This is a genomic window from Citrobacter sp. Cpo221 (assembly GCF_030332345.1).
GTDB lineage: Bacteria > Pseudomonadota > Gammaproteobacteria > Enterobacterales > Enterobacteriaceae > Citrobacter > Citrobacter portucalensis.
This window is the reverse complement of record NZ_JAOWIA010000058.1, coordinates 50,259-73,136: the sequence shown is the minus strand read 5'-3', so window position 1 is coordinate 73,136 and position 22,878 is coordinate 50,259. Positions and strand designations below refer to the sequence as shown.

Sequence of the window (22,878 nt, the reverse complement as noted above, 5' to 3'; positions counted from 1 at the left end):
CCTGAAATTAACCAATTACATTAAGTGATGTTAATGGAATATCTACACCCAGCGCCCGCGAGAATACCCATTCAGGCTCTCCCAGCTCATTAAACGATTCTTCACCGTTCAACAGCAGGTATTCCCAGGTATCATCTGTAACCTGTCGCTGATAGCCCATGGTAAAATTATGTACATTCCATATGGCATGCTGATGATTTTCTACTTTTTCCAGCATATAAACCGGCTCAATATTCCCCGGTTCTTCCTCGTTAAAAAAGCGTTGCCAGCGCTCTTCCTGCCAGCTCAGCGTCGGCGTCCCTATTACGGACGGGCTAATGGCAGACTGCCAGTGTTTTTTCTGCGAAATCCCGTAACTTTCCGCATAAACAAAGAATTTGATATCGTCGATATCATCGATGTCTGAGCCGCCCGTGGTATTGATTTGCAGAAACTCTTCTCCGGACGTGTAGTAGCGAAAAATCTGGCTTCCGCCGCCTAAATCAATGTGGCTGGCGGCTGCAACGGTGTACTCCTCACCAGGCAATTCGATCAATAGTGACTCTTCAAGCAGACGAAATGCCAGCGTGTTAAGCGTAAAACCAGCATTCAGATGTAACCCTAACGGCCCGCGAGCTGGCGCAACAGCAGCCTCTTTACCGAATAAGCGCTGGAAAAAACTCATCATGATTTTCCCTTAATGATCTGCCAGCCTTCTTTCGAGGCTGGCGCATTTCACGACGTTTACTCGCCTTGCTGACGCTGCAGTCGTGCCAGTACATCCTGAGCCGAACTTTTATTGCTCGCCCCAATGCCGGCTTCGGCCAGCTTCTCATCCAGGTCACGCCCATCCGCAACCTTTTCCAGCTGCGCAGCGGCATCCAGACGGGCCTGACGCTCAGCCTGTCGCGTTTGCAAACGCTTGAGCGACTCTGCGGCTGTAGACACACTCGAAGACGCGCCTACGGTCGAGGTAGTCACTGCCTGCTGGGCGCGCTGCATCGCTTCCGTCGCCTTTACCACCTCAAGCTGCTGTTCAAACTGTGCAATCCGTTGTGCGGTTGCACTCACCGCTTTTTCAACGCCATCCCGCGACACTTCAAGGTTAGCGAGTACTTGCTCTTCTGCAGCAATGACATTCTCTAAGCGGGCAATTTCTTCTGCAACTTCGTTGATTAGTGACGGGTTAGCGTTTTTACTCAGCGCTTCCAACACTCGTGTTTCCAGACTAGATTTACGCTCACGCAGATCGTTCAACTTGTCATTACTCAGCCTCACGCGCGCCAGCAAGTCTACTCGTGATTTTCCGGCTTTATCCAGCTCACCTTTCGCATCACGGATATGCTGCTCCAGCATGCGGACCCCCTGCGCTTCTTCAATTGACTCTTCCGCCTGAGAAAGTACGGACTTGCCGAGGGTAAACAGGCTTTTTAAAATTCCCATAAATAGCGTTCCTTGTTATTCGTGAGTGTATTCTTCAGTGATTTCAGCCAGATCTAGCGCGTTTTCCGCAAGCGTAGTCATCTCCAGCACTACATCATCCAGTGATGAATTAAGCGAAAGTGCTCCAAATGCGACGTAATATTCATCCTGCTGAACGCGAGAAATCCCCACGGAAGACAGAGGAAGGAGTTTCTGATTACGTAATAAGAAAATATTGAATTCATTTTGCTGATTAATACTGCAGACAGGACAAATAACTGTTTCAATAATTATCTGGCGGGATGTGAATAAAATACCGAGTGATAAATCACCATAATCATTCATTTTGATAATTAATGATTGCTCGTTATATTCAATATCTATATTTAATTCAGGAAGAGTTTGTACTGCTTCAGCAAGCAACTGCGGAGTCCATGCCATATATTATCCATATATAATTTAATTAGAAATAAATGAAATGAATATCATTTTCTACCCTTTATCATACTCGTTTAAAATAAAAAAAAGCCACCCGAATCCGGGTGACTTAGTCTGAAAAATAAGTTTAACCGCGCTGGCGGACGGCTTCAAACAGGCAGATACCCGTCGCAACTGAAACGTTCAATGACGAAACGCTCCCTGCCATCGGGATGCTGATCAGTTCGTCACAGTGTTCGCGGGTCAGACGGCGCATACCTTCACCCTCTGCGCCCATCACCAGCGCCAGACGACCGGTCATTTTGCTCTGATAGAGAGTATGGTCGGCTTCACCTGCGGTTCCGACGATCCAGATATTCTCTTCCTGCAGCATACGCATGGTGCGCGCCAGGTTGGTCACGCGGATCAGCGGTACGCTTTCTGCCGCACCACAGGCCACTTTTTTCGCCGTCGCATTCAACTGTGCGGAACGATCCTTCGGTACGATTACAGCATGTACGCCAGCGGCATCGGCGCTACGCAGGCATGCGCCCAGGTTATGCGGATCGGTGACGCCATCGAGGATCAATAAGAACGGCTGATCGAGCGTAGCAATCAGATCCGGCAGATCGTTTTCCTGATACTGACGGCCCGGCTTCACGCGAGCAATAATCCCCTGATGTACCGCACCCTCGCTTTTCTCATCCAGAAACTGACGGTTAGCCAGTTGAATGACAACACCCTGTGCTTCCAGTGCGTGGATCAGTGGCAGCAGGCGTTTATCTTCACGACCTTTGAGAATAAAGACGTCCTGGAAGCGCTCAGGCGCACGTTCCAGCAGGGCCTGCACCGCATGGATGCCGTAAATCATTTCACTCATGAATGTACTCGTTAATAGTTTATGCGTAACGCCGGGCAACGCGAAGGTTGCCCGACTTACAGTCTATGGCTGTTATTGTGCGACTTTCTTTTTCGCCGCACGTTTAGCTTTAGTGGCGGCAGCAATTTTAAGCGTTTTTGCCGAGGGCTTTTTCGCTTTTTTATCGCCTTTCTTCTCAGCCGCATTCTTTTCCGCCTGAGGTTTGGCTCTGCCTTTCTTCTCGCCGCGGAAAGCGCTGTCCGGCTCGAAATTCACCTTTTTGCCCATCTGACGACGTTTACCGGTATTTTTACCCGCATCGCCTTTTTTGGCTTTTTCGCGGGCGGTTTTACCTTCATTACGCGGCGCACGTTCGCTGGAGATCAAGCTGAAGTCGATCTTACGCTCGTCCATGTTGACTGCTTCCACGCGAACTTCCACGCGATCGCCCAGGCGATACATCTGGCCGCTGGATTCCCCCGTCAGGCGCTGCCCAACCTGGTCGAAACGATAGTAGTCGTTATCCAGAGAGGAGACATGCACCAGACCATCGATAAACAGTTCATCGAGACGGACAAAGAAACCAAATCCGGTCACGCTGGCAATCACGCCTTTGAAGACATTACCCACCTGGTCCAGCATGAAGTCGCACTTCAGCCAGTCAGAGACATCGCGCGTGGCTTCATCAGCACGGCGCTCGGCCATCGAACAGTGCTGACCCAGTTGCAGCATCTCTTCCATCGAATAATGGTAGCCACCGGTTTCCGTGGTGTTGCCCTTATGGCCCTGCTCCTGCGCCAGCAGATACTTAATCGCCCGGTGCAAGGAGAGATCCGGGTAACGACGGATCGGTGAAGTAAAGTGCGCATAAGATTGCAACGCCAGGCCAAAGTGACCACGGTTTTCCGGATCGTAAATCGCCTGCTTCATCGAACGCAGCAGCATGGTTTGCAGCATTTCTGCGTCAGGACGGTCAGCAATCGACTCCAGCAGTTCAGCGTAATCACGCGGCTCAGGTTTGTTGCCACCAGGCAGCTCCAGCCCCAGCTCTGCCAGGACGGAACGGAACGAGTTAATCGCTTCGGTCGTCGGCTTATCGTGAATACGGAACAGCGCTGGCTCTTTGGCTTTCTCAACGAATCGTGCCGCGGAGATGTTCGCCATGATCATGCACTCTTCAATCAACTTGTGCGCGTCGTTACGCTGCGTCTGCTCGATACGCTCGATACGGCGTTCAGCATTGAAGATAAACTTCGCTTCTTCACTCTCAAACGAGATACCGCCACGCTCTTCACGGGCTTTATCCAGCACTTTGTAGAGGTTATGCAGCTCTTCAATGTGTTTAACCAGCGGTGCGTACTGCTCACGCAGCTCCTGGTCGCCCTGCAGCATGTGCCAGACCTTAGTGTAGGTCAGACGTGCGTGGGAACTCATGACCGCTTCGTAGAATTTAAAGCCGGTTAAACGGCCTTTCGACGAAATGGTCATTTCACAGACCATACACAACCTGTCCACCTGCGGGTTGAGTGAACACAATCCGTTAGACAGCACTTCCGGCAGCATCGGAACAACCTGCGACGGGAAGTAAACGGATGTGCCACGGCTACGAGCTTCCTGGTCCAGCGGAGTCGGCGGGCGAACGTAATAGCTTACGTCAGCAATCGCCACCCATAAACGCCAACCACCGCCGCGTTTCTTCTCGCAATAAACCGCATCGTCGAAGTCGCGCGCATCTTCGCCATCGATAGTCACCAGCGGCAGATCGCGCAGATCGACACGTCCTACTTTCGCCTCTTCCGGCACTTCTTCTTTCAGTCCGGCGACCTGTTTCTCAACCGCCTGAGGCCAGATATATGGGATTTCATGAGTACGCAGGGCCATATCAACGGCCATGCTGGTTCCCATGTTGTCACCCAGCACTTCAACAATTTTACCCACCGCTTTGGTGCGGCGAGTCGGGCGCTGGGTCAGCTCAACCACGACCACAAAACCCATACGAGCGCCCATTACCTCTTCCGGCGGGATCAGGATATCGAAGCTCAGGCGGCTGTCGTCTGGGACGACAAACCCAACACCAGCATCGGTGAAGTAGCGGCCGACAATCTGGCTGGTTTTCGGCACCAGTACGCGCACAATACGCGCTTCGCGGCGACCTTTACGGTCCGCGCCCAACGGCTGCGCCAGCACCTGATCGCCATGAATGCAGGTTTTCATCTGCTCGCTGGACAGATACAGGTCATCTTTGCGGCCTTCAACGCGCAGAAAGCCGTAGCCATCACGGTGGCCAATAACGGTACCTTTCAGCAGGTCGAGACGCTCCGGCAGCGCATAGCATTGACGACGGGTGAAGACCAGTTGTCCGTCACGCTCCATCGCGCGCAGGCGACGACGCAGCGCTTCTTGCTGCTCTTCACCTTCAATATTGAGTTCAGCGGCCAGCTCATCGCGGTTGGCCGGCTTTTCACGTTTAGTTAAATGTTCGAGGATAAATTCCCGGCTCGGGATAGGATTCGCGTATTTTTCTGCTTCGCGTTCCTGGAAAGGATCTTGTGACATGTCGGTTCCTCCGTCATCATCGCTGCTGGCGGGAGTCGTTACTCCACCAGCAATAATTTATAAAGCGGTTGATTCTTTTCAACCAAATCAGCAAGTGTGTAGTTGTCCAGTTCCGTGAGAAAACTTTGCACTGCTTTAGAAAGCGCCTGTTTGAGTCTACAGGCTGGGGTAATATGGCAAAACTCGCTGCTACAGTTGACCAACGATAAGGGTTCCAGCTCGCGAACCACATCACCAATACCAATATCCTTAGCGGGTTTACCCAGGCGGATACCGCCATTTTTTCCTCGAATAGCAGTAACAAAGCCCGCCCGGCTAAGTTGATTGATTATTTTGACCATATGATTACGGGACACGCCGTAGACTTCTGTCACCTCAGAAATACTGGTCATACGTCCTTCGGGAAGTGACGCCATGTAGATTAGCGCACGTAATCCGTAATCGGTGAAACTTGTTAACTGCACATCAACCTCAGGAAAAGGGATAAAACGGATAAACCTGGTAGTATTAATTACATTGATGATAAACCAGCCACCAGCCAGGTCGCTAATTTATTTCAGTTCGGGAAGGAAAAAAGCGAGGAACTTACGTGATTTTAAGCCGGATTCTGATGCAAAGCACCTTATCCGGCCTAAATTAGTGCAAGCGCAGCGCCGTTTGACGCTACGCTATAACCAGAATTATGCGTCGAACGGGTCGCGCAGGATCATGGTTTCAGTACGGTCTGGGCCAGTTGAGATAATATCAATCGGCACACCGGTCAGTTCTTCAATACGCTTGATGTAGTTCAGCGCTGCCTGCGGCAGACCGCTACGTTCCTTCACGCCGAAGGTGGATTCAGACCAACCCGGCATGGTTTCGTAAATCGGCTCGATACCTTTCCAGTCGTCAGCTGCCAGCGGAGTAGTCGTTACTTCGCGGCCATCCGGCATACGGTAAGCAACACAGATTTTCACCTCTTTCAAACCGTCCAGTACGTCCAGTTTGGTCAGGCAGAAGCCAGACAGGGAGTTAATCTGTACTGCACGGCGTACAGCAACGGAATCCAGCCAACCGGTACGACGACGACGACCGGTGGTCGCGCCATACTCGTTACCTTGTTTGCACAGGAACTCGCCAACGTCATCAAACAGCTCTGTCGGGAACGGACCCGCACCTACACGAGTAGAGTAAGCTTTGATGATACCCAGAACGTAGTCCACATAACGTGGACCCAGGCCGGAGCCGGTTGCCACGCCACCTGCGGTGGTGTTGGAGGACGTTACGTACGGATAGGTACCGTGGTCGATATCCAGCAGCGTACCCTGCGCACCTTCAAACATGACGAAATCGCCACGCTTACGCGCCTGGTCCAGCAGATCGGAAACATCAACAACCATTGAGGTCAGGATGTCGGCGATAGCCATCACATCATCCAGCACTTTCTGGTAGTCAACTGCTTCAACTTTATAGAAATTCACCAGCTGGAAGTTGTGATATTCCATCACTTCTTTCAGTTTTTCAGCGAAAGTTGCTTTATCAAACAGATCGCCAACACGCAGACCGCGACGAGCTACTTTGTCTTCATAAGCTGGACCGATACCACGACCGGTAGTACCGATCGCTTTCTCGCCACGCGCTTTCTCACGAGCGTTATCCAACGCAACGTGATAATCAAGGATCAGCGGACAAGCTTCAGACAGCAGCAGGCGCTCGCGAACCGGGATACCACGATCTTCCAGTCCTTTCATTTCTTTCATCAGCGCGGACGGAGACAGAACAACACCGTTACCGATGATGCTGATTACGTTTTCGCGAAGAATGCCTGATGGAATAAGATGGAGGACGGTTTTTTCACCGTTGATTACGAGAGTATGGCCTGCGTTGTGACCACCCTGGTAGCGCACAACATATTTAGCCCGTTCAGTCAGAAGATCGACGATCTTCCCTTTACCTTCGTCACCCCATTGGGTGCCCAGTACGACGACGTTGTTACCCATTTTTCAAAATCACCGTTTGCTTAAAAATGGATTCTACCACCGCTTTTTCAGATATACAGCACTTTTTGCATGCGAAAATCCGCAAATTAGTCTACTTATTGATCAGCCAATCGTTTTCCTCAACATGTAGTAGACCACAACGCCCGCAACCACAAGACCTCCACCAAAACGACGCAAAATATTTTCGGGAAGTTGCGCCATTGCGGAGATCATTTTCTTCCATGCGCTGGGATAAAGCATCGGACCCAGCCCTTCCAGCACCAAAACCAGCGCGAGCGCCAGCAAAATTGTTGAATTCATCCATCGCCCTTATATAAAAAGAAAACCACCGCATCCCTGGAGATGCCGGTGGTTTTGCTGCTTTAAAACCGCTGGAACGCGATTAGCGTGTCGCGGTATTTGGTGTCTTCATGTAGCGGAAGAAATCGCTGTCCGGGCTCATGACCATCACGTCCTGATTCCCTTCAAAGCTCTTCTCGTAAGCACGCAGGCTACGGATGAAGGCGTAGAAGTCAGGATCCTGACTGAACGCATCGGCAAACAGCTTAGCGGCTTCTGCATCGCCTTCACCGCGCATAATACGGCCCTGACGCTCAGATTCTGCCAGCGTTTTAGTGACTTCATAGTCAGCCGTTGCACGCAGTTTTTCCGCCTCTTCCTGGCCTTGTGAACGATGGCGACGCGCTACCGCTTCACGCTCAGCGCGCATACGGTTATAGATAGCCTCGGACACTTCAGCAGGCAGGTTGATTTGCTTAATACGCACGTCAACCACTTCGATGCCCAATGCCGCCATACTGTTCGGATTGATGACCGGTACTTTACCGTTCGTTTCAGCCTGAACACGTTCAGCCGCTTCGGCAATCGCGCTATCTGCTGCCGGAGTTGCCACTTCATCTTCCGTGCCAGCAGAACCGGAGTTCAGCGCGTCACGCACTTCCAGGGTCAGACGACCGCGGGAATCGGTAACGATGTCCTTCACGTCCAGACGACCAATTTCAGAACGCAGACGGTCAGAGAACTTACGTTTCAGCAGGACTTCCGCCTGAGAAACATCGCCACCGCCCGTTGCCAGGTAGTAACGGCTAAAGTCACTGATGCGCCACTTGATGTAGGAGTCAACGATCAGGTCTTTCTTCTCTTTGGTAACAAAGCGATCGGCCTGGTTGTCCATGGTCTGAATACGCGCATCCAGCATCTTCACAGATTCAATAAACGGAATCTTGAAGTGCAGGCCTGGTGCAACGACCAGCGGCTTGTTTTCATCGTCACGCAGAACTTTACCAAAGCGCAGAGTAATACCGCGCTCGCCTTCTTTGACCACAAAGACAGACATGAACAGAACTACCAGAACGATGATGATAATCGCAATAACTGACTTACGCATCGTTATTCCCCCTGACGCTGGTAGTCGTTACGCTGCGCATTCGCGCGGCGTTGGTCCATAATATCGCCCTGACTGGTGGACGAAGTGTTGCTTGCTCCAGTGCTGGAAGTCGTTGCTGGCGGAAGACGCAGCAGGTTTGAACTGCTGTCAGTCCTTGTTGCTGGCGCACTACCACCTTTCAGCATTTGATCCAGCGGCAGAACCATAAGATTGCTACCTTTATCGTTAACCAGGACTTTGCGGGTATTGCTCAGCACTTTTTCCATGGTTTCGATATACAGACGCTCGCGGGTAATTTGCGGTGCGGCTTTATATTCCGGCAGAATTTTTGCGAAGCGAGCCACTTCACCCTGTGCTTCCAGGATGGTCTGAGTCTTATACGCACGTGCTTCTTCCAGAATACGCTGCGCCTGACCGTTTGCACGCGGCTGAACTTCGTTGGTGTACGCTTCCGCTTCACGGATGTACTGCTGTTCGTTTTCACGTGCTGCGATAGCATCGTCAAACGCGGCTTTTACTTCTTCCGGCGGACGTGCAGCCTGGAAGTTGACGTCCAGCAGGGTGATACCCATGTTGTACGGACGGATCGTTTCTTCCAGTTCACGTTGGGTGTCGCTACGAATAACGGTACGCCCTTCGGTCAGGATACGGTCCATGGTGTATTTACCGATAACCCCACGCAGGGCGCTGTCAGTAGCCTGACGCAGACTGTCATCCGCGCTGGTTACGCTAAACAGGTAACGCTGCGGATCGGTCACGCGGTACTGTACGTTCATTTCGACGCGCACGACGTTTTCGTCAGAAGTCAGCATGACGCCGGATGCGGCAAGTTCACGCACGGCTTCAACGTTGACCGGTGTCACTTCGTCGACAAAGGTCGGTTTCCAGTTCAGACCCGGTTCAACCAAATGGCTGAATTTACCGAAGCGTGTCACCACGCCGCGTTCCGCTTCTTTAATGGTATAGAAACCGCTGGCCGCCCAGATAATGACGATAGCGGCCGCTGCGATAGTAAAGACTCGACCGCCCAGTTGCGGACGCGGGCCTTGCGATGAACTACCGCCTCCAGAGCCAGTACCTTTACCGCCACCCAGACCACCGAGCTTTTTACTCAGTTTGCGGAAGATATCGTCCAGATCGGGAGGTCCCTGCTCGCGACCACCTTTGTTTCCATTTCCCTCAGGGTTGCCGCCAGGTTTGCTGCTTCCCCAGGGGTCGCGGTCTTGTCCGTTATTACCGGGCTGATTCCACGCCATTTTTGTGCTCCATATTTGTTATGCGATGCTATACCTGCGTCTTTTGCGCTGCCGTTGCGTTGGCTGCGTCCCTCAACGCCAGTCACATAGTTGACTATGCTCCTGGAGATTTCAGGACTTGCCGCCTTCCTGCCGCACAAAATCCACAAGGTATAGAGGCGAAAAAATCTTCAGGCCATATCCGTCAGATCAGACAACATAGTCTTCCAGTGCCGGTTCTTGTTTACAGAGGCGACGCCAGTCTACGATCGGCATACGAACCTGCAGACCTACGCTGCCGTCCTCCTCCATCCACTCTTTTTCTATTGCCTGAAGTTGATAAAACCGGCTTCTCAAACGCCCTTCCTGCGGCGGCAAACGCAACGTATGCTGCGCCACCTCACCGGAAAGTCGCTCAGTCAAAGCCTGAAAAAGTTGTGGTATACCAATCCCCGTTTGCGCTGATACCCAAACGCGAATGGGTTTATTCTCTTCATCTCTGTCGATACGCGGCTCAAAGTCATCCAACATATCGATTTTATTCATCACCAGCAGAGTCGGGATCTCATGCGCATCGATCTCTTCGAGCACCGTATCGACGGCCTCAATGTTTTCCTGCACACGAAAGTCTGCTGCATCAATAACGTGCAGCAGCAATGTCGCCTGACGTGTTTCCTGCAAGGTGGCCTTAAACGCCGCCACCAGGTCGTGCGGCAAATGACGGATAAACCCAACGGTATCCGCCAGCACTGTCTCACCCACGTCCGCAACGTCTATTCTGCGTAGCGTCGGGTCCAGGGTCGCAAACAGCTGATCCGCTGCGTAGACCTGGGCTTCGGTGATCTGGTTGAACAGGGTGGATTTTCCGGCGTTGGTATATCCCACCAGTGATACGGTTGGGACATCCGCTTTCTTGCGCGACTGTCGCCCCTGCTCACGTTGCTTTTCAACTTTTTCCAGGCGCGACTGTATCTGCAAAATGCGATTACGCAGCAAACGACGGTCGGTTTCGAGCTGGGTTTCACCCGGGCCGCGCAAACCAATCCCGCCCTTTTGCCGTTCAAGGTGAGTCCAGCCACGGACCAGACGCGTAGCCATATGGCGCAACTGCGCCAGCTCAACCTGCAACTTACCCTCATGGGTTCGCGCACGCTGGGCAAAAATATCTAAAATGAGACCAGTCCTGTCGATAACAAGACACTGGCACAACTGTTCCAGGTTACGTTCCTGGGCAGGGCTTAGAGCATGATCAAAAATCACCACCGCAGCGCCAGTCGCTTTTACGGCTTCGGCAATTTCGATTGCCTTACCTTCACCAACAAAATACTTCGGGTGCGGTGCTTTACGGCTCCCGGTAATCACCTGCATTGCTTCGACACCGGCGGAAGAAACCAGAGATTCAAACTCCTGGAGGTCTTCCATATCTTTGTCTTGCGAAAAATAGATGTGTACCAGTACCGCCTGCTCACCGGCATCATAACGGTCAAACAAGCGTCAACCCCTTAATATAAATCAACGGGGAACGCAGGATCGCTGGCTCCCCGTATGTAAAACAGCTAATAACCTTATTCGGTTTCTTCGCTGTCCTGTTGCGCAGATGAACCTTGCGCGTTGCTACCGTGATGGTAGTTGCTGCCTGTGCCGCCGGTGGCATTATTGCTGTGATGAGAAACCGGACGAGACGGGACAACAGTAGAAATCGCGTGCTTATAAACCATCTGGCTGACCGTGTTTTTCAACAGGATCACGAACTGATCAAAAGACTCGATTTGACCTTGCAGCTTAATACCATTCACCAAATAAATAGAAACTGGAACACGTTCCCGACGCAGTGCGTTCAGGAACGGATCTTGTAAAGATTGCCCCTTAGCCATTCTCTCTTTTCCTTATATGCTTATTTGTACTTTGAACCTTTCGATTCTGAAAAATTGCGCACGATACGTTTCAATTGTACACATTCAGTTCGCGATAGCACCAACAACCTGTAATACTTCGTTTCGCGCCTGGTCAGGCTTTTCACTGTCAAGCCAGTGCACCCCTTCCCAACCACGCAACCAGGTTACCTGTCGCTTCGCCAACTGCCTCGTGGCGCAAACACCTCTATAAACCATTTCATCGTATGAAATTTCACCTTCAATGTATGACCACATCTGGCGATACCCTACACAACGAATGGAAGGCAAATCCGTATGCAAATCTCCACGGGCAAAAAGCGCCCGGACTTCTGCTTCAAAACCTGAAGCTAACATCTGATGAAAACGCTGCTCAATTCGCTGATGGAGCAGTTCACGGCTCGCCGGGGCGATTGCAAACTGATGCACCTGATACGGCAAAGCATCTCCTGACGTTTGCGTCAGCTCCGTTAAAGTTTTACCCGAAATGAAAAAAACTTCCAGTGCCCGGGAAAGTCTTTGCGGATCATTTGGATGAATACGCGCCGCAGCCACGGGATCGATGTCCTGAAGCTGTCGGTGTAACGCGTCCCAACCCTGCTCTGCCGCCTGCTGCTCAATTCTGGCCCTGACTTCCGGGTCCGCCGACGGTAACGGCGACAGTCCTTCAAGCAAGGCTTTGAAATATAACATTGTGCCGCCCACCAGCAACGGGATACGCCCCGCGGCGGTGATGTCGGCCATCTCGACTAACGCATCGCGACGAAAATCCGCAGCGGAGTACGCTTGCGACGGATCGCGGATATCCAACAATCGGTGCGGCGCGGCCTGTAATTCAGCTGCATCAGGCTTGGCTGTACCGATATCCATCCCCTTGTAAATAAGGGCGGAATCAACGCTTATCAACTCTATAGGCAAAACTTTACGCAATTCAATTGCTAATGCCGTTTTACCGGAGGCCGTTGGCCCCATCAAAAAAATCGCCTTTGGCAGGCTCGCCTTACGGGTATCACTCATGTTTCAGGGCATTCATTACCGAATGTAAATCAACAGGTTGTAACAGACCACCCGGCGGTGCCTTCACGAGTTGTGGGCAGAGCCGCTCAACATCCGCTAACAGCGTAATCGCCTGTGCCATGCTCCACTGTGGATGCTCGCTCATCAGGTTACGTGCGATCCACTGTGCAATATTGCCCGGCTCGAATACGGATTGCTGCACCAGGTAGCCTATCAGTTCAGGAATCAAGATTTGTAAATTTTGTTGGCGTAAGGGTAAAGGCACAGCCCGGATGGTCACATGCTGCGCATCCAGCTGAAATTCAATGCCCAACTCAGCCAGTTGGCTCTGTCCTTTTTGCAGTGCCGCTTTTTCATCGGCGGTCACTTTTAGACGTAAAGGGATCAGTAACGGTTGAGCACAAACCGTTCCCTGACCCGGCGTTAACTGCGCCTGACGCAGCCAACGCTCAGCCACCGGCAATGCCAACAACTGAATATGGCCATCGCACTCGAGTAACGCGCAGTCTGCACCAACAATCGTTAGCACCCGGCCAAAGCCCTGACTACTGCCAGTCAGAGGCGTCGATGACGTTTCAGAGACCGGCGTTTTCCGCGTTGGAGCCGGCGTCTGCATCAGTTGCTGATAGATTTCGCCCTGCTGCTTTTGGTATCCGGGTTGAGCATGAGGCCAACTGGCTCCCGCCTGACGGCCACCGCCACTACTACTGCCACCGCTACTGCCACTTCCAGCACCAGCGGATGCTGAGTACCGCGGTGTCGCAGGTTCACGCGCGGGAGCAGGCTCGGCAAAATGGTTGCGTCCAGCAGCTACGCGGTTTTCCGGGATGTGCCTTGGGGCGGGTTCGTCGTTATCAGCCAACAGCAGCGGCGTTTCAAGCTGCTGTTGCAGGACGCTCAACACGCCCTGGTAAATAAAATCGTGCACCAGGCGGGATTGATGGAAACGGACCTCATGTTTAGCTGGGTGTACGTTGACATCCACTTGATGCGGATCGATTTCCAGATACAGCACAAATGCGGGCTGTTGATCGGCTCCCAGCTTATCTTCACAAGCCTGGCGGATAGCATGGTTGATCAGCCGGTCACGCATCATCCGACCATTCACATAGCAGTACTGGATTTCTGCCAGTGCTGCCGTTGTGTGGTTAGGATCGGCCACCCAGCCACGCAATGTTAAATCGCCATGCTGCCATTCGATCGCCAGCGCATGCTCCAGAAATGGCGTGCCGCAAATCGCACCCAGTCGGCGCTCTTTCTGCCCATCCGCGGCCACTGCCCGGTACTGTCGCACCACTTTGCCGTTGTGCGACAAATTTATCGTCACATCAAAACGTGCCAGCGCAATGCGGCGAATAATCTCGTCGATATGATTAAATTCGGTTTTCTCGGTGCGCATAAATTTGCGCCGCGCCGGGGTGTTGTAGAACAGATCTAGCACCTCCAGCGTGGTTCCCACCGGATGCGCAGCGGGTTTAACTGTGACATCCATGTCACGCCCTTCGGCATACGCCTGCCAGGCTTCGGGTTGTTCTTGCGTACGCGACGTCAGGGTTAAGCGAGACACGGAGCTGATACTGGCCAGCGCTTCGCCGCGAAATCCGAGGCTCACGATGGCTTCAAGATCGTCAAGCGAGGCTATTTTACTGGTGGCATGACGCGCCAACGCCAACGCCAGCTCGTCTTTTTTAATCCCACAGCCGTTGTCACGAATACGGATAAGCTTCGCGCCGCCGCGTTCAATATCGATATCAATGCGCGTCGCACCGGCATCAATGCTGTTTTCCACCAGCTCTTTCACCACTGACGCAGGCCGCTCTACCACCTCGCCTGCGGCAATCTGGTTCGCCAGCTGTGGCGGTAGAACCTGAATCGGCATGGCTAATCCTTAATTTGTTAACATGTTACCCGGCGATATGGCGCTGGCGGTTTGCGCCGGTGCGCCCTGCGGCCCGGTTTGCATCGGGTGCGCCTGGAAATAGTTACGCAATCCTTTGTAAATCGCCTCAGCCAGCTGCTGCTGGTAATCATCGCTCGCCAGCAGACGTTCTTCGCTGTTGTTACTGATAAAGCCGGTTTCAACCAGCACTGACGGGATATCAGGCGAACGCAGTACGCCGAGGCTAGCGTGTTCTGGACGACGCTTATGCATCGAACCAATACGTTCTAACTGGCCGATCATGCTGGTCGCCACATCATACCCGACGCGCTGCGAATGACCGAACTGCAGATCCAGTACAGCCTGGCTGAGATAAGGATCGGACTGGCTGTTTGCCAGCACATCGCCCGCGCCGCCCAACAGCTCCGATTGCTTCTCGTGCTGTTCCAGCCAGCCGGCCATCTCACTGTTCGCCCGACGGTTTGACAGCACCCAAACGGAAGCACCTGTGGCATCACGGTTTGGTGCGGCATCCGCGTGAATAGAAACCAGGAAATTGGCGTTTTGTTTACGCGCGACGTCTGAACGCCCCATCACCGAGATAAAGTAATCACCATCACGAGTGAGGACGCCTTTAAACATCGGGTCATCATTGAGCAAACTGCGCAGCTTGCGCGCCACGGCAATCGTGACGTTTTTCTCACGCGTGCCGCCAGGACCAATAGCGCCAGGATCCTGTCCACCGTGTCCGGCATCAATGGCAATCACCACTTTATCGCCGTTGCTGGAACTGGCGCGCGCCGCAGGGCGCGTGGAGGTATTGCTGTTAGTCACAGCCGTAGTGCGATCGTTTTCCGCTTTAAATGGATTGCGCGCTGGCTCGACAGGACGTGGGGCAACAATCGGCGCTTCAACACGCTTTGCAACCACGGGAGGTGGAGGCGGTGGCGCATCAGCGTTGATGGTAAACACGACGGTATAATTGCCGCCGTTCTGGCGTTTTACTGCTTCGGCTTTACCGTTCTCGGTTAAATCCACCACCAGTCGCAGAGACTGCGCATCTTTTGGCGTGCCGGAACGGATAGATTTCACCAGATTATTGCCGCTAAACAGCAGCGGTAATCCCTGAATCACTCCGGTTTGTTTAATATCCAGCGCGACGGTTCGTTTCCCGTCCTGCGAAACGGCATATTCAGGATCGCCAATAAAGCTCAGCGTAATCCGCGCCTGCTGATCGCCATTAGATACCTGAAGATCGGAGAGGCTGGCGGCCCCTGCCTGCGCGCACAGCAGGACCAGGGTTGCCATCAACCAGTTTCTGATGCGATAAATCATCCCGCCACCCTTAAGGTTAATCGGCTAAACGCGCCAGCAATAAATCACCTGATGAGGAGACTGCGCTTACACGCGCCTCTCGACCTTGCGCCTGGTATTCAATGTGTATTTCGACGTCCGGGTCTGGCAGTACACCTTTACCTTGTTGCGGCCATTCCACCAGGCAGATGGCATCTTTGGCAAAATAATCGCGGATCCCCATAAATTCCAGCTCCTCTGGGTCCGCAAGTCGGTATAAATCGAAGTGATATACCATCATGTTATCGAGTGAATAGGGTTCAACCAGCGTGTAGGTGGGGCTTTTTACATTACCTTTATGACCTAATGCCTGCAGAAATCCCCGGCTAAAGGTGGTTTTACCCGCCCCCAGGTCGCCGTACAAATATATAACCGTCGCGCCGTCACAGGCTTTGGCTACCCGCAGTCCCAGGTCTAAAGTCGCCTGCTCATCAGGTAGTGGAATTACTCGATTCATCATGATAAACGTCAATCACATCAGGGTTAACAATACGCTGTAGCGTGGTAAAGAGATCTGTCGCCAGCATGCCGCGCGTACCAAAACGCGCCGCCAGCACATCCGCCGCCGCTCCGTGCGCAACACATCCCGCACATGCTGCATCATACGGGGTAAGCTTCTGTCCGAGCAATGCGCCAATAATACCGGAAAGTACATCCCCCATTCCGCCGCTGGCCATCCCGGCATTGCCAGTATCAATAATACCCAACTCCGCCTGTTCAGCAGCAACAACCGTACCCGCGCCTTTCAGCACCACCACGCCTCCGTACCGTTTTACCAGACGTTGTGCACAAAGTAAGCGATCGTCTTCAATTTCTGCAATGGAACAACCCAGCAGTCGCGCGGCTTCACCTGGATGCGGCGTGATCACGCGATTGTGACGTTTATCGGGGTTGATTGCCAGCAGGTTCAGCGCATCCGCATCCCAAAGCATCGGTTTGCGAAAATTCTCCACTTTTTGCAGCGCTTTTTTGCCCCACTCCTGCTGACCAAGCCCGGGGCCTATCACCACTACATCCGCCCACGCCAGGCTCTCTTCCAGCGTCTGCGGCGTCAGCGTATCGACCATCAGTTCCGGTCTGGCTGTCAAAATAGGCGCAATGTTATCACTGCGCGTCAGCACTTTGACCAGCCCGGCGCCTGCACGCAGCGCGGCTTCCCCGGCCATGCGTATTGCGCCTGCCGTTCCGTGGTCACCGCCGATAATCACCAGCCGACCGTGGGAGCCCTTGTGCGAGGTGGGTCGACGCGGCGTTAGCCAGTGCGCAAGCTGTTGAGCATCAAAACGTTGAATTGGTGCATTCTGCCCCGCCAGCCAGTCGTCCAGCCCAAGTGCGTTAACATGCAGACGCCCGGTGACATCGCGCGCTTTACCGGTGAGCAGGCCCGGCTTGAGTGCAATAAAGGTAATGGTATGCGCTGCGTTGATGACCGCGCCCGGCGTCGCTCCCGTCTGCGCCAGCAGGCCGGAGGGAATATCTATCGCCACGGTGGGGGCTGGGTGAGAATTGGCACGTTCAATCAATACTGACAGAGATTCACGCGGTGCGTGTTTTAAGCCAGTGCCTGTCAGCGCGTCGATTATCACGTCCACGTTATCTGGCCAATTGATATCAACCGCGTGAATGACGCCACCCGCGTTAAGCCAGCCATCACGCGCATGCTGCGCCTCCTCGGGGAGCGGTTTGTCACTCTCCTGTGCCAGCAACGTGACCTCAAGACCCAACGCTTTGGCAAGTCTTGCTACTACGTAACCATCGCCGCCGTTGTTGCCATGACCACATAGCACCAGCCAGTGCCGGGCGTTCGGATAAGCCTCACGAGTGATCTGAAACGCCGCCTCTCCCGCCCGTTGCATCAGTTCGTACAACGCCAGCCCTAAACTGTCTGCCGCCTCTCGCTCCATCCGCCTGATGTCATCGGCGTGCCAGATGGAGTGTGGTATACTTGCGGGGTTTTTCTTCATTGTATGGTCCGTCATGTCAGAGCCCCTCGATCTCAATCAGTTAGCGCAAAATATTAAGCAGTGGGGGCTGGAGCTTGGCTTTCAGCAGGTCGGTATTGCCGATACCGACCTCAGCGAAGCGGAGCCCAAACTGCAGGCCTGGCTGGATAAACAATACCACGGCGAGATGGACTGGATGGCCCGTCACGGCATGATGCGCGCCCGACCTCACGAATTATTGCCCGGTACGCTACGTGTCATCAGCGTACGTATGAACTATCTTCCTGCCAATGCGGCCTTCGCCAGCACGTTGAAGAACCCTTCGCTGGGTTACGTCAGCCGTTACGCGCTTGGCCGCGACTACCATAAGCTGCTACGTAACCGCTTAAAAAAGCTGGGGGAGATGATTCAACAGCACTGCGTTTCGCTGAATTTTAGACCTTTTGTCGATTCTGCGCCCATTCTTGAGCGTCCGTTAGCGGAAAAAGCCGGGCTTGGCTGGACAGGTAAGCACTCACTTATCCTCAATCGCGAAGCCGGTTCATTTTTCTTCCTCGGGGAATTACTGATCGATTTACCCTTACCGGTCGACCAACCAGCAGAAGAAGGATGCGGGAAATGCGTCGCTTGCATGACCATCTGTCCCACCGGGGCCATCGTTGAACCCTACACGGTGGATGCGCGCCGCTGTATCTCTTATCTCACTATCGAACTGGAAGGCGCGATCCCGGAAGAATTTCGTCCCTTGATGGGGAATCGAATTTACGGCTGCGATGATTGCCAGCTTATTTGCCCGTGGAACCGCTATTCACAGTTGACGACAGAGGATGACTTCAACCCGCGCAAGCAGCTTCATGCTCCGGAGTTAATAGAGCTGTTTAGCTGGAGCGAAGCGTGGTTTTTAAAAGTCACGGAGGGGTCTGCCATTCGTCGTATTGGCCACCTGCGCTGGCTGCGAAATATCGCCGTTGCGTTGGGTAATGCTCCCTGGAATGAAGCCATTCTTCGCGCACTGGAAAGTCGCAGAGGTGAGCACCCACTTCTCGACGAACACATAGAGTGGGCGGTTGCTCAGCAAATTGAGAAGCGAAATACCTGCGTAGTTGAGGTGCAGCTACCGCAGAAACAACGTTTGGTCAGGGTCATTGAGAAGGGTCTGCCGCGCGATGCTTAAGTCATCCACAGCTTGTGTATAAAAATAAAAACACATTGATATTCAAGAGGGAAAAAATCGTCAAGTGATCGCATTAACAATTTGAAATGATAATTAAACCAGTAATTTCAAATGGTTAAAATGATACTATTCACCCGGCGAAGTTTTTTGCATTCCAGGAATAATACCCGAACCTGTGGATAAGTCTGTTTACAAGAGTATGTCAATGACGAAAAAAAACGTCCCCAACGCAATTATTCGTTGTGGATATTTTTATTGGGGTAAGAATTTGGAGCGGGAAACGAGACTCGAACTCGCGACCCCGACCTTGGCAAGGTCGTGCTCTACCAACTGAGCTATTCCCGCTTAATCTTCGTCTTTCGAACTACTACTGCGTTGGCTGCCTTCATTCGCCTGATTCACTTACTTCAGTAAGCTCCAAAGGACTCATTCAGTTGCCGCCTTGTCGCAATTCGAAATCCTGCGATTTGGTGGTCTGTGCTTAACAAGCACTTTCAAATTTTGGAGCGGGAAACGAGACTCGAACTCGCGACCCCGACCTTGGCAAGGTCGTGCTCTACCAACTGAGCTATTCCCGCATAATCTTCGTCTTTCGAACCGCTACTGCGTTGGCTGCCTTCATTCGCCTGAGTCACTTACTTTAGTAAGCTCCTGAGGACTCATTCAGTTGCCGCCTTGTCGCAATTCGAAATCCTGCGATTGGTGGTCTGTGCTTTACAAGCATTTTCAAATTTTGGAGCGGGAAACGAGACTCGAACTCGCGACCCCGACCTTGGCAAGGTCGTGCTCTACCAACTGAGCTATTCCCGCAAATCTGTACTGCTTTTGTTGCTGTCGTAATTCGCATTTCTGCGTCGTTACGGGAGGCGCATTATACGAGAAATCCGTTTAGCTGCAACCCCCCTGAAAGCGTTTTTTTCGAAAATTCGTTCAAGTGATTAATTTACAATCAAGCTGAACAATTTAGCGTCAAAAAACCGGTGACGCAAGCCACCGGAGAACAAAATCAAAGATTAATAAAATGTTCGCGATAGTAAGCAAGCTCAGCAACAGATTCACGAATGTCGTCCATCGCCTGATGTGTTCCCTGCTTGGTGAAGCCCGCAAGGATTTCCGGCTTCCAACGACGCGCCAGTTCTTTGAGCGTGCTGACGTCCAGATAGCGATAATGGAAATACGCCTCCAGCTCCGGCATGTATTTAAACAGGAAACGACGATCCTGCCCGATGCTGTTGCCGCAGATAGGTGATTTCCCTTGCGGAACCCACTCTCTCAAAAAAGCCAGCGTGGCCAGTTCAGCTTCACGATCGCCCATGGTGCTCGCCTTCACGCGCTCCACCAGCCCGCTACCGGTATGCGTACGTACGTTCCAGTCATCCATTAATGCCAGCTGTTCGTCGGACTGGTGCACCGCAATTGTCGGTCCTTCAGCCAGAATATTCAGGTTGGCATCCGTCACCAGCGTGGCGATCTCAATAATGCGATCGCGCTCGGGATCCAGACCTGTCATCTCCAGATCGATCCAAATCAGGTTGTTTTCATTGGCACTCATGCTATTTTCCACCCTTCAGCGTCACATTCAGTGTGACTACATTGATCTAAAATTGTGTGTATCATAAATGTTTTGCCCATCATGGGCGACCAGGAGCCAGTCCGATTGAGTAAGAATAAACTCTCCAAAGGCCAACAGCGCCGTGTGAACGCCAATCACCAGCGTCGTCTTAAAACGTCCACGGAGAAGCCCGACTACGACGACAACCTGTTTGGCGAAACCGCCGAAGGCATCGTTATCAGCCGTTTTGGCATGCATGCCGACGTAGAGTCTGCTGACGGTGAAATTCACCGTTGCAACATCCGCCGTACAATTCGCTCGCTGGTGACCGGCGATCGCGTAGTCTGGCGCCCGGGTAAAGCGGCAGCTGAAGGCGTGAATGTCAAAGGTATCGTTGAAGCGGTACACGATCGTACCTCGGTACTGACACGACCCGACTTTTACGACGGGGTAAAGCCTATTGCCGCCAACATCGACCAGATCGTTATTGTCTCAGCCATCTTACCCGAGCTGTCACTCAATATTATCGACCGGTATCTGGTAGCCTGCGAAACGCTACACGTTGAACCGATTATCGTGCTGAATAAGATCGATCTGCTGGATGATGAAGGCATGGCCTTCGTTAACGAACAGATGGATATCTATCGCAACATTGGCTATCGGGTGTTGATGGTATCAAGCCGCACAAAAGACGGCCTGAAACCGCTTGAAGAAGCATTAACCGATCGCATCAGCATTTTTGCCGGTCAATCGGGCGTAGGTAAATCCAGCCTGCTCAATAATCTCCTCGGCCTGCAGGAAGAGATCCTGACCAATGATGTCTCTGACAACTCCGGCCTTGGACAGCACACCACCACGGCCTCTCGCCTGTATCATTTCCCGCACGGCGGCGACGTTATTGACTCCCCTGGCGTGCGTGAGTTTGGACTGTGGCATCTGGAGCCGGAACAAATCACGCATGGCTTTGTCGAATTTCATGACTATCTGGGCCATTGCAAATACCGCGACTGCAAGCATGATACCGATCCAGGCTGCGCTATCCGTGAGGCTGTAGAAAAAGGGGCCATAGCCGAAACCCGGTTTGAAAATTATCACCGCATCCTGGAAAGCATGGCGCAGGTAAAAACGCGTAAAAACTTTTCTGATACAGACAACTGACAACTAAGCTAAGCATCGCTAGAATCGTCCCCCTTTTTTCAGGATCCGGCCCGTATGCCGGATCGGGAACAAATTATGGCCTGGAGGCTACCTTGTTAAACTCATTTAAGCTTTCGCTACAATACATTCTGCCGAAACTATGGCTCACTCGCCTGGCGGGTTGGGGTGCGAGCAAACGAGCGGGATGGCTGACCAAACTGGTTATCGATCTGTTCGTGAAATATTACAAGGTCGATATGAAAGAGGCGCAAAAGCCGGACACCGCCAGCTATCGCACCTTTAACGACTTCTTTGTTCGCCCGCTGCGCGACGATGCACGCCCGATTAACACCGATCCAAACGTACTGGTCATGCCCGCTGACGGCGTGATCAACCAGTTAGGTAACATCGAAGAAGACAAACTGCTGCAGGCTAAAGGGCACAGCTATACCCTTGAAGCGCTGCTGGCTGGCAACTACCAGATGGCGGATAAATTCCGCAACGGTACGTTTGTAACCACTTACTTGTCTCCACGCGATTACCACCGTGTACACATGCCGTGTAACGGTATCCTGCGTGAAATGATGTACGTGCCGGGCGATCTCTTCTCTGTAAACATCCTGACTGCGCAAAACGTACCGAACCTGTTTGCCCGCAACGAACGTGTAATCTGTCTGTTTGATACCGAATTTGGCCCGATGGTGCAGATTCTGGTCGGCGCGACCATCGTCGGCAGCATTGAAACCACATGGGCTGGCACCATTACCCCACCACGAGAAGGCGTCATCAAGCGCTGGACCTGGCCGGAAGGCGAAAGCGAAGGGTCGGTGGCGCTGCTGAAAGGTCAGGAAATGGGCCGCTTTAAGCTCGGTTCCACCGTCATCAACCTGTTCGCACCTGGCAAAGTTAACCTGGTTGAGCAATTGCAGGATCTTTCCGTGACTAAAATCGGCCAGCCAATGGCCATCTCGACCGAGACTTTCGTGACGCCAGAGGCAGAACCGGCCCCGCTGGCGAAAGAAGAGATCGAAGCAGAACACGATGCCAGCCCGCTGGTTGACGACAAAAAAGACGAAAGTTAAACATAGGAATCGCTG

Annotated in this window: 21 protein-coding genes and 3 tRNA genes; 3 read left to right on the top strand and 21 right to left on the bottom strand. The window is 52.7% G+C overall.

The genetic code is table 11. The annotated features are described in order from the left end of the window. Window positions 1-7: 7 nt before the first annotated feature. From OGY72_RS18005 to nnr, 17 genes are all read right to left on the bottom strand, one after another. Window positions 8-667, bottom strand: a complete 660-nt coding sequence (locus OGY72_RS18005) for a YjfK family protein (protein WP_003830476.1) — start codon at window positions 665-667, stop codon at window positions 8-10. Window positions 668-723: 56 nt separating this feature from the next. Further along, window positions 724-1,422, bottom strand: a complete 699-nt coding sequence (locus OGY72_RS18000) for a PspA/IM30 family protein (RefSeq protein WP_126957062.1) — start codon at window positions 1,420-1,422, stop codon at window positions 724-726. 15 nt (window positions 1,423-1,437) lie between these two features. Beyond that, a complete protein-coding gene (locus tag OGY72_RS17995; RefSeq protein ID WP_003830480.1) occupies window positions 1,438-1,842 on the bottom strand; it encodes a YjfI family protein in 405 nt (134 codons plus the stop codon). 124 nt (window positions 1,843-1,966) lie between these two features. Further along, window positions 1,967-2,698 (bottom strand): 23S rRNA (guanosine(2251)-2'-O)-methyltransferase RlmB, encoded by a 732-nt coding sequence (rlmB, locus tag OGY72_RS17990; RefSeq protein WP_126319449.1) that lies wholly within the window; start codon window positions 2,696-2,698, stop codon window positions 1,967-1,969. Between the two features lie 72 nt (window positions 2,699-2,770). Further along, window positions 2,771-5,233 (bottom strand): ribonuclease R, encoded by a 2,463-nt coding sequence (rnr, locus tag OGY72_RS17985; protein WP_126319451.1) that lies wholly within the window; start codon window positions 5,231-5,233, stop codon window positions 2,771-2,773. Between the two features lie 38 nt (window positions 5,234-5,271). Then, entirely contained in the window at window positions 5,272-5,697 is a 426-nt protein-coding gene (gene nsrR, locus OGY72_RS17980) for a nitric oxide-sensing transcriptional repressor NsrR (protein WP_003830485.1), read from the bottom strand. Window positions 5,698-5,913: 216 nt separating this feature from the next. Continuing rightward, window positions 5,914-7,212 carry an adenylosuccinate synthase gene (gene purA / locus OGY72_RS17975; protein WP_003025606.1) on the bottom strand — a complete coding sequence of 433 codons (1,299 nt, stop codon included), beginning with the start codon at window positions 7,210-7,212 and terminating at the stop codon, window positions 5,914-5,916. 102 nt (window positions 7,213-7,314) lie between these two features. Then, window positions 7,315-7,512, bottom strand: a complete 198-nt coding sequence (locus OGY72_RS17970; protein WP_003025602.1) for a DUF2065 domain-containing protein — start codon at window positions 7,510-7,512, stop codon at window positions 7,315-7,317. Between the two features lie 82 nt (window positions 7,513-7,594). Continuing rightward, window positions 7,595-8,599 (bottom strand): protease modulator HflC, encoded by a 1,005-nt coding sequence (hflC, locus tag OGY72_RS17965; RefSeq protein WP_003830491.1) that lies wholly within the window; start codon window positions 8,597-8,599, stop codon window positions 7,595-7,597. Window positions 8,600-8,601: 2 nt separating this feature from the next. Next, window positions 8,602-9,855 carry an FtsH protease activity modulator HflK gene (gene hflK, locus OGY72_RS17960; protein WP_286548619.1) on the bottom strand — a complete coding sequence of 418 codons (1,254 nt, stop codon included), beginning with the start codon at window positions 9,853-9,855 and terminating at the stop codon, window positions 8,602-8,604. Between the two features lie 189 nt (window positions 9,856-10,044). Beyond that, window positions 10,045-11,325 carry a ribosome rescue GTPase HflX gene (gene hflX / locus OGY72_RS17955; RefSeq protein WP_003830495.1) on the bottom strand — a complete coding sequence of 427 codons (1,281 nt, stop codon included), beginning with the start codon at window positions 11,323-11,325 and terminating at the stop codon, window positions 10,045-10,047. A 74-nt stretch (window positions 11,326-11,399) separates the two neighbouring features. After that, window positions 11,400-11,708 carry an RNA chaperone Hfq gene (hfq, locus tag OGY72_RS17950; RefSeq protein ID WP_003025584.1) on the bottom strand — a complete coding sequence of 103 codons (309 nt, stop codon included), beginning with the start codon at window positions 11,706-11,708 and terminating at the stop codon, window positions 11,400-11,402. Between the two features lie 84 nt (window positions 11,709-11,792). Next, entirely contained in the window at window positions 11,793-12,743 is a 951-nt protein-coding gene (miaA, locus tag OGY72_RS17945; RefSeq protein WP_003830497.1) for a tRNA (adenosine(37)-N6)-dimethylallyltransferase MiaA, read from the bottom strand. Continuing rightward, complete coding sequence (mutL, locus tag OGY72_RS17940; protein ID WP_286548613.1) at window positions 12,736-14,622, bottom strand: DNA mismatch repair endonuclease MutL; 1,887 nt, start codon at window positions 14,620-14,622, stop codon at window positions 12,736-12,738. Before mutL ends, miaA begins: the two co-directional genes overlap by 8 nt. 9 nt (window positions 14,623-14,631) lie before the next feature. Then, window positions 14,632-15,957 (bottom strand): N-acetylmuramoyl-L-alanine amidase AmiB, encoded by a 1,326-nt coding sequence (amiB, locus tag OGY72_RS17935; protein ID WP_286548610.1) that lies wholly within the window; start codon window positions 15,955-15,957, stop codon window positions 14,632-14,634. Between the two features lie 16 nt (window positions 15,958-15,973). Further along, window positions 15,974-16,435, bottom strand: a complete 462-nt coding sequence (gene tsaE / locus OGY72_RS17930; protein WP_148362542.1) for a tRNA (adenosine(37)-N6)-threonylcarbamoyltransferase complex ATPase subunit type 1 TsaE — start codon at window positions 16,433-16,435, stop codon at window positions 15,974-15,976. Then, window positions 16,407-17,954: a bifunctional ADP-dependent NAD(P)H-hydrate dehydratase/NAD(P)H-hydrate epimerase gene (gene nnr / locus OGY72_RS17925; protein WP_286548606.1), complete on the bottom strand. Its 1,548-nt coding sequence runs from the start codon at window positions 17,952-17,954 to the stop codon at window positions 16,407-16,409. Before nnr ends, tsaE begins: the two co-directional genes overlap by 29 nt. Between nnr and queG the strand changes: the two genes are divergently transcribed. Further along, window positions 17,953-19,092, top strand: a complete 1,140-nt coding sequence (gene queG, locus OGY72_RS17920) for a tRNA epoxyqueuosine(34) reductase QueG (RefSeq protein ID WP_126319459.1) — start codon at window positions 17,953-17,955, stop codon at window positions 19,090-19,092. The genes nnr and queG overlap by 2 nt on opposite strands. A 269-nt stretch (window positions 19,093-19,361) precedes the next feature. On the opposite strand, the gene OGY72_RS17915 is transcribed toward queG, so the two are convergent. The 4 genes from OGY72_RS17915 to orn form a co-directional block, all read right to left on the bottom strand. Further along, window positions 19,362-19,437: transfer RNA gene (locus OGY72_RS17915), tRNA-Gly, on the bottom strand. 157 nt (window positions 19,438-19,594) lie between these two features. After that, window positions 19,595-19,670 (bottom strand) — tRNA-Gly (locus OGY72_RS17910). Between the two features lie 156 nt (window positions 19,671-19,826). Then, window positions 19,827-19,902: transfer RNA gene (locus OGY72_RS17905), tRNA-Gly, on the bottom strand. Window positions 19,903-20,098: 196 nt separating this feature from the next. Then, entirely contained in the window at window positions 20,099-20,644 is a 546-nt protein-coding gene (gene orn, locus OGY72_RS17900) for an oligoribonuclease (protein WP_149282145.1), read from the bottom strand. 105 nt (window positions 20,645-20,749) lie between these two features. Between orn and rsgA the strand changes: the two genes are divergently transcribed. Together rsgA and asd are read left to right on the top strand one after the other, a co-directional pair. Beyond that, entirely contained in the window at window positions 20,750-21,802 is a 1,053-nt protein-coding gene (rsgA, locus tag OGY72_RS17895; RefSeq protein WP_170974257.1) for a small ribosomal subunit biogenesis GTPase RsgA, read from the top strand. 92 nt (window positions 21,803-21,894) lie between these two features. Then, window positions 21,895-22,863 carry an archaetidylserine decarboxylase gene (gene asd / locus OGY72_RS17890; protein ID WP_003830511.1) on the top strand — a complete coding sequence of 323 codons (969 nt, stop codon included), beginning with the start codon at window positions 21,895-21,897 and terminating at the stop codon, window positions 22,861-22,863. The last annotated feature ends 15 nt before the right edge of the window (window positions 22,864-22,878 follow it).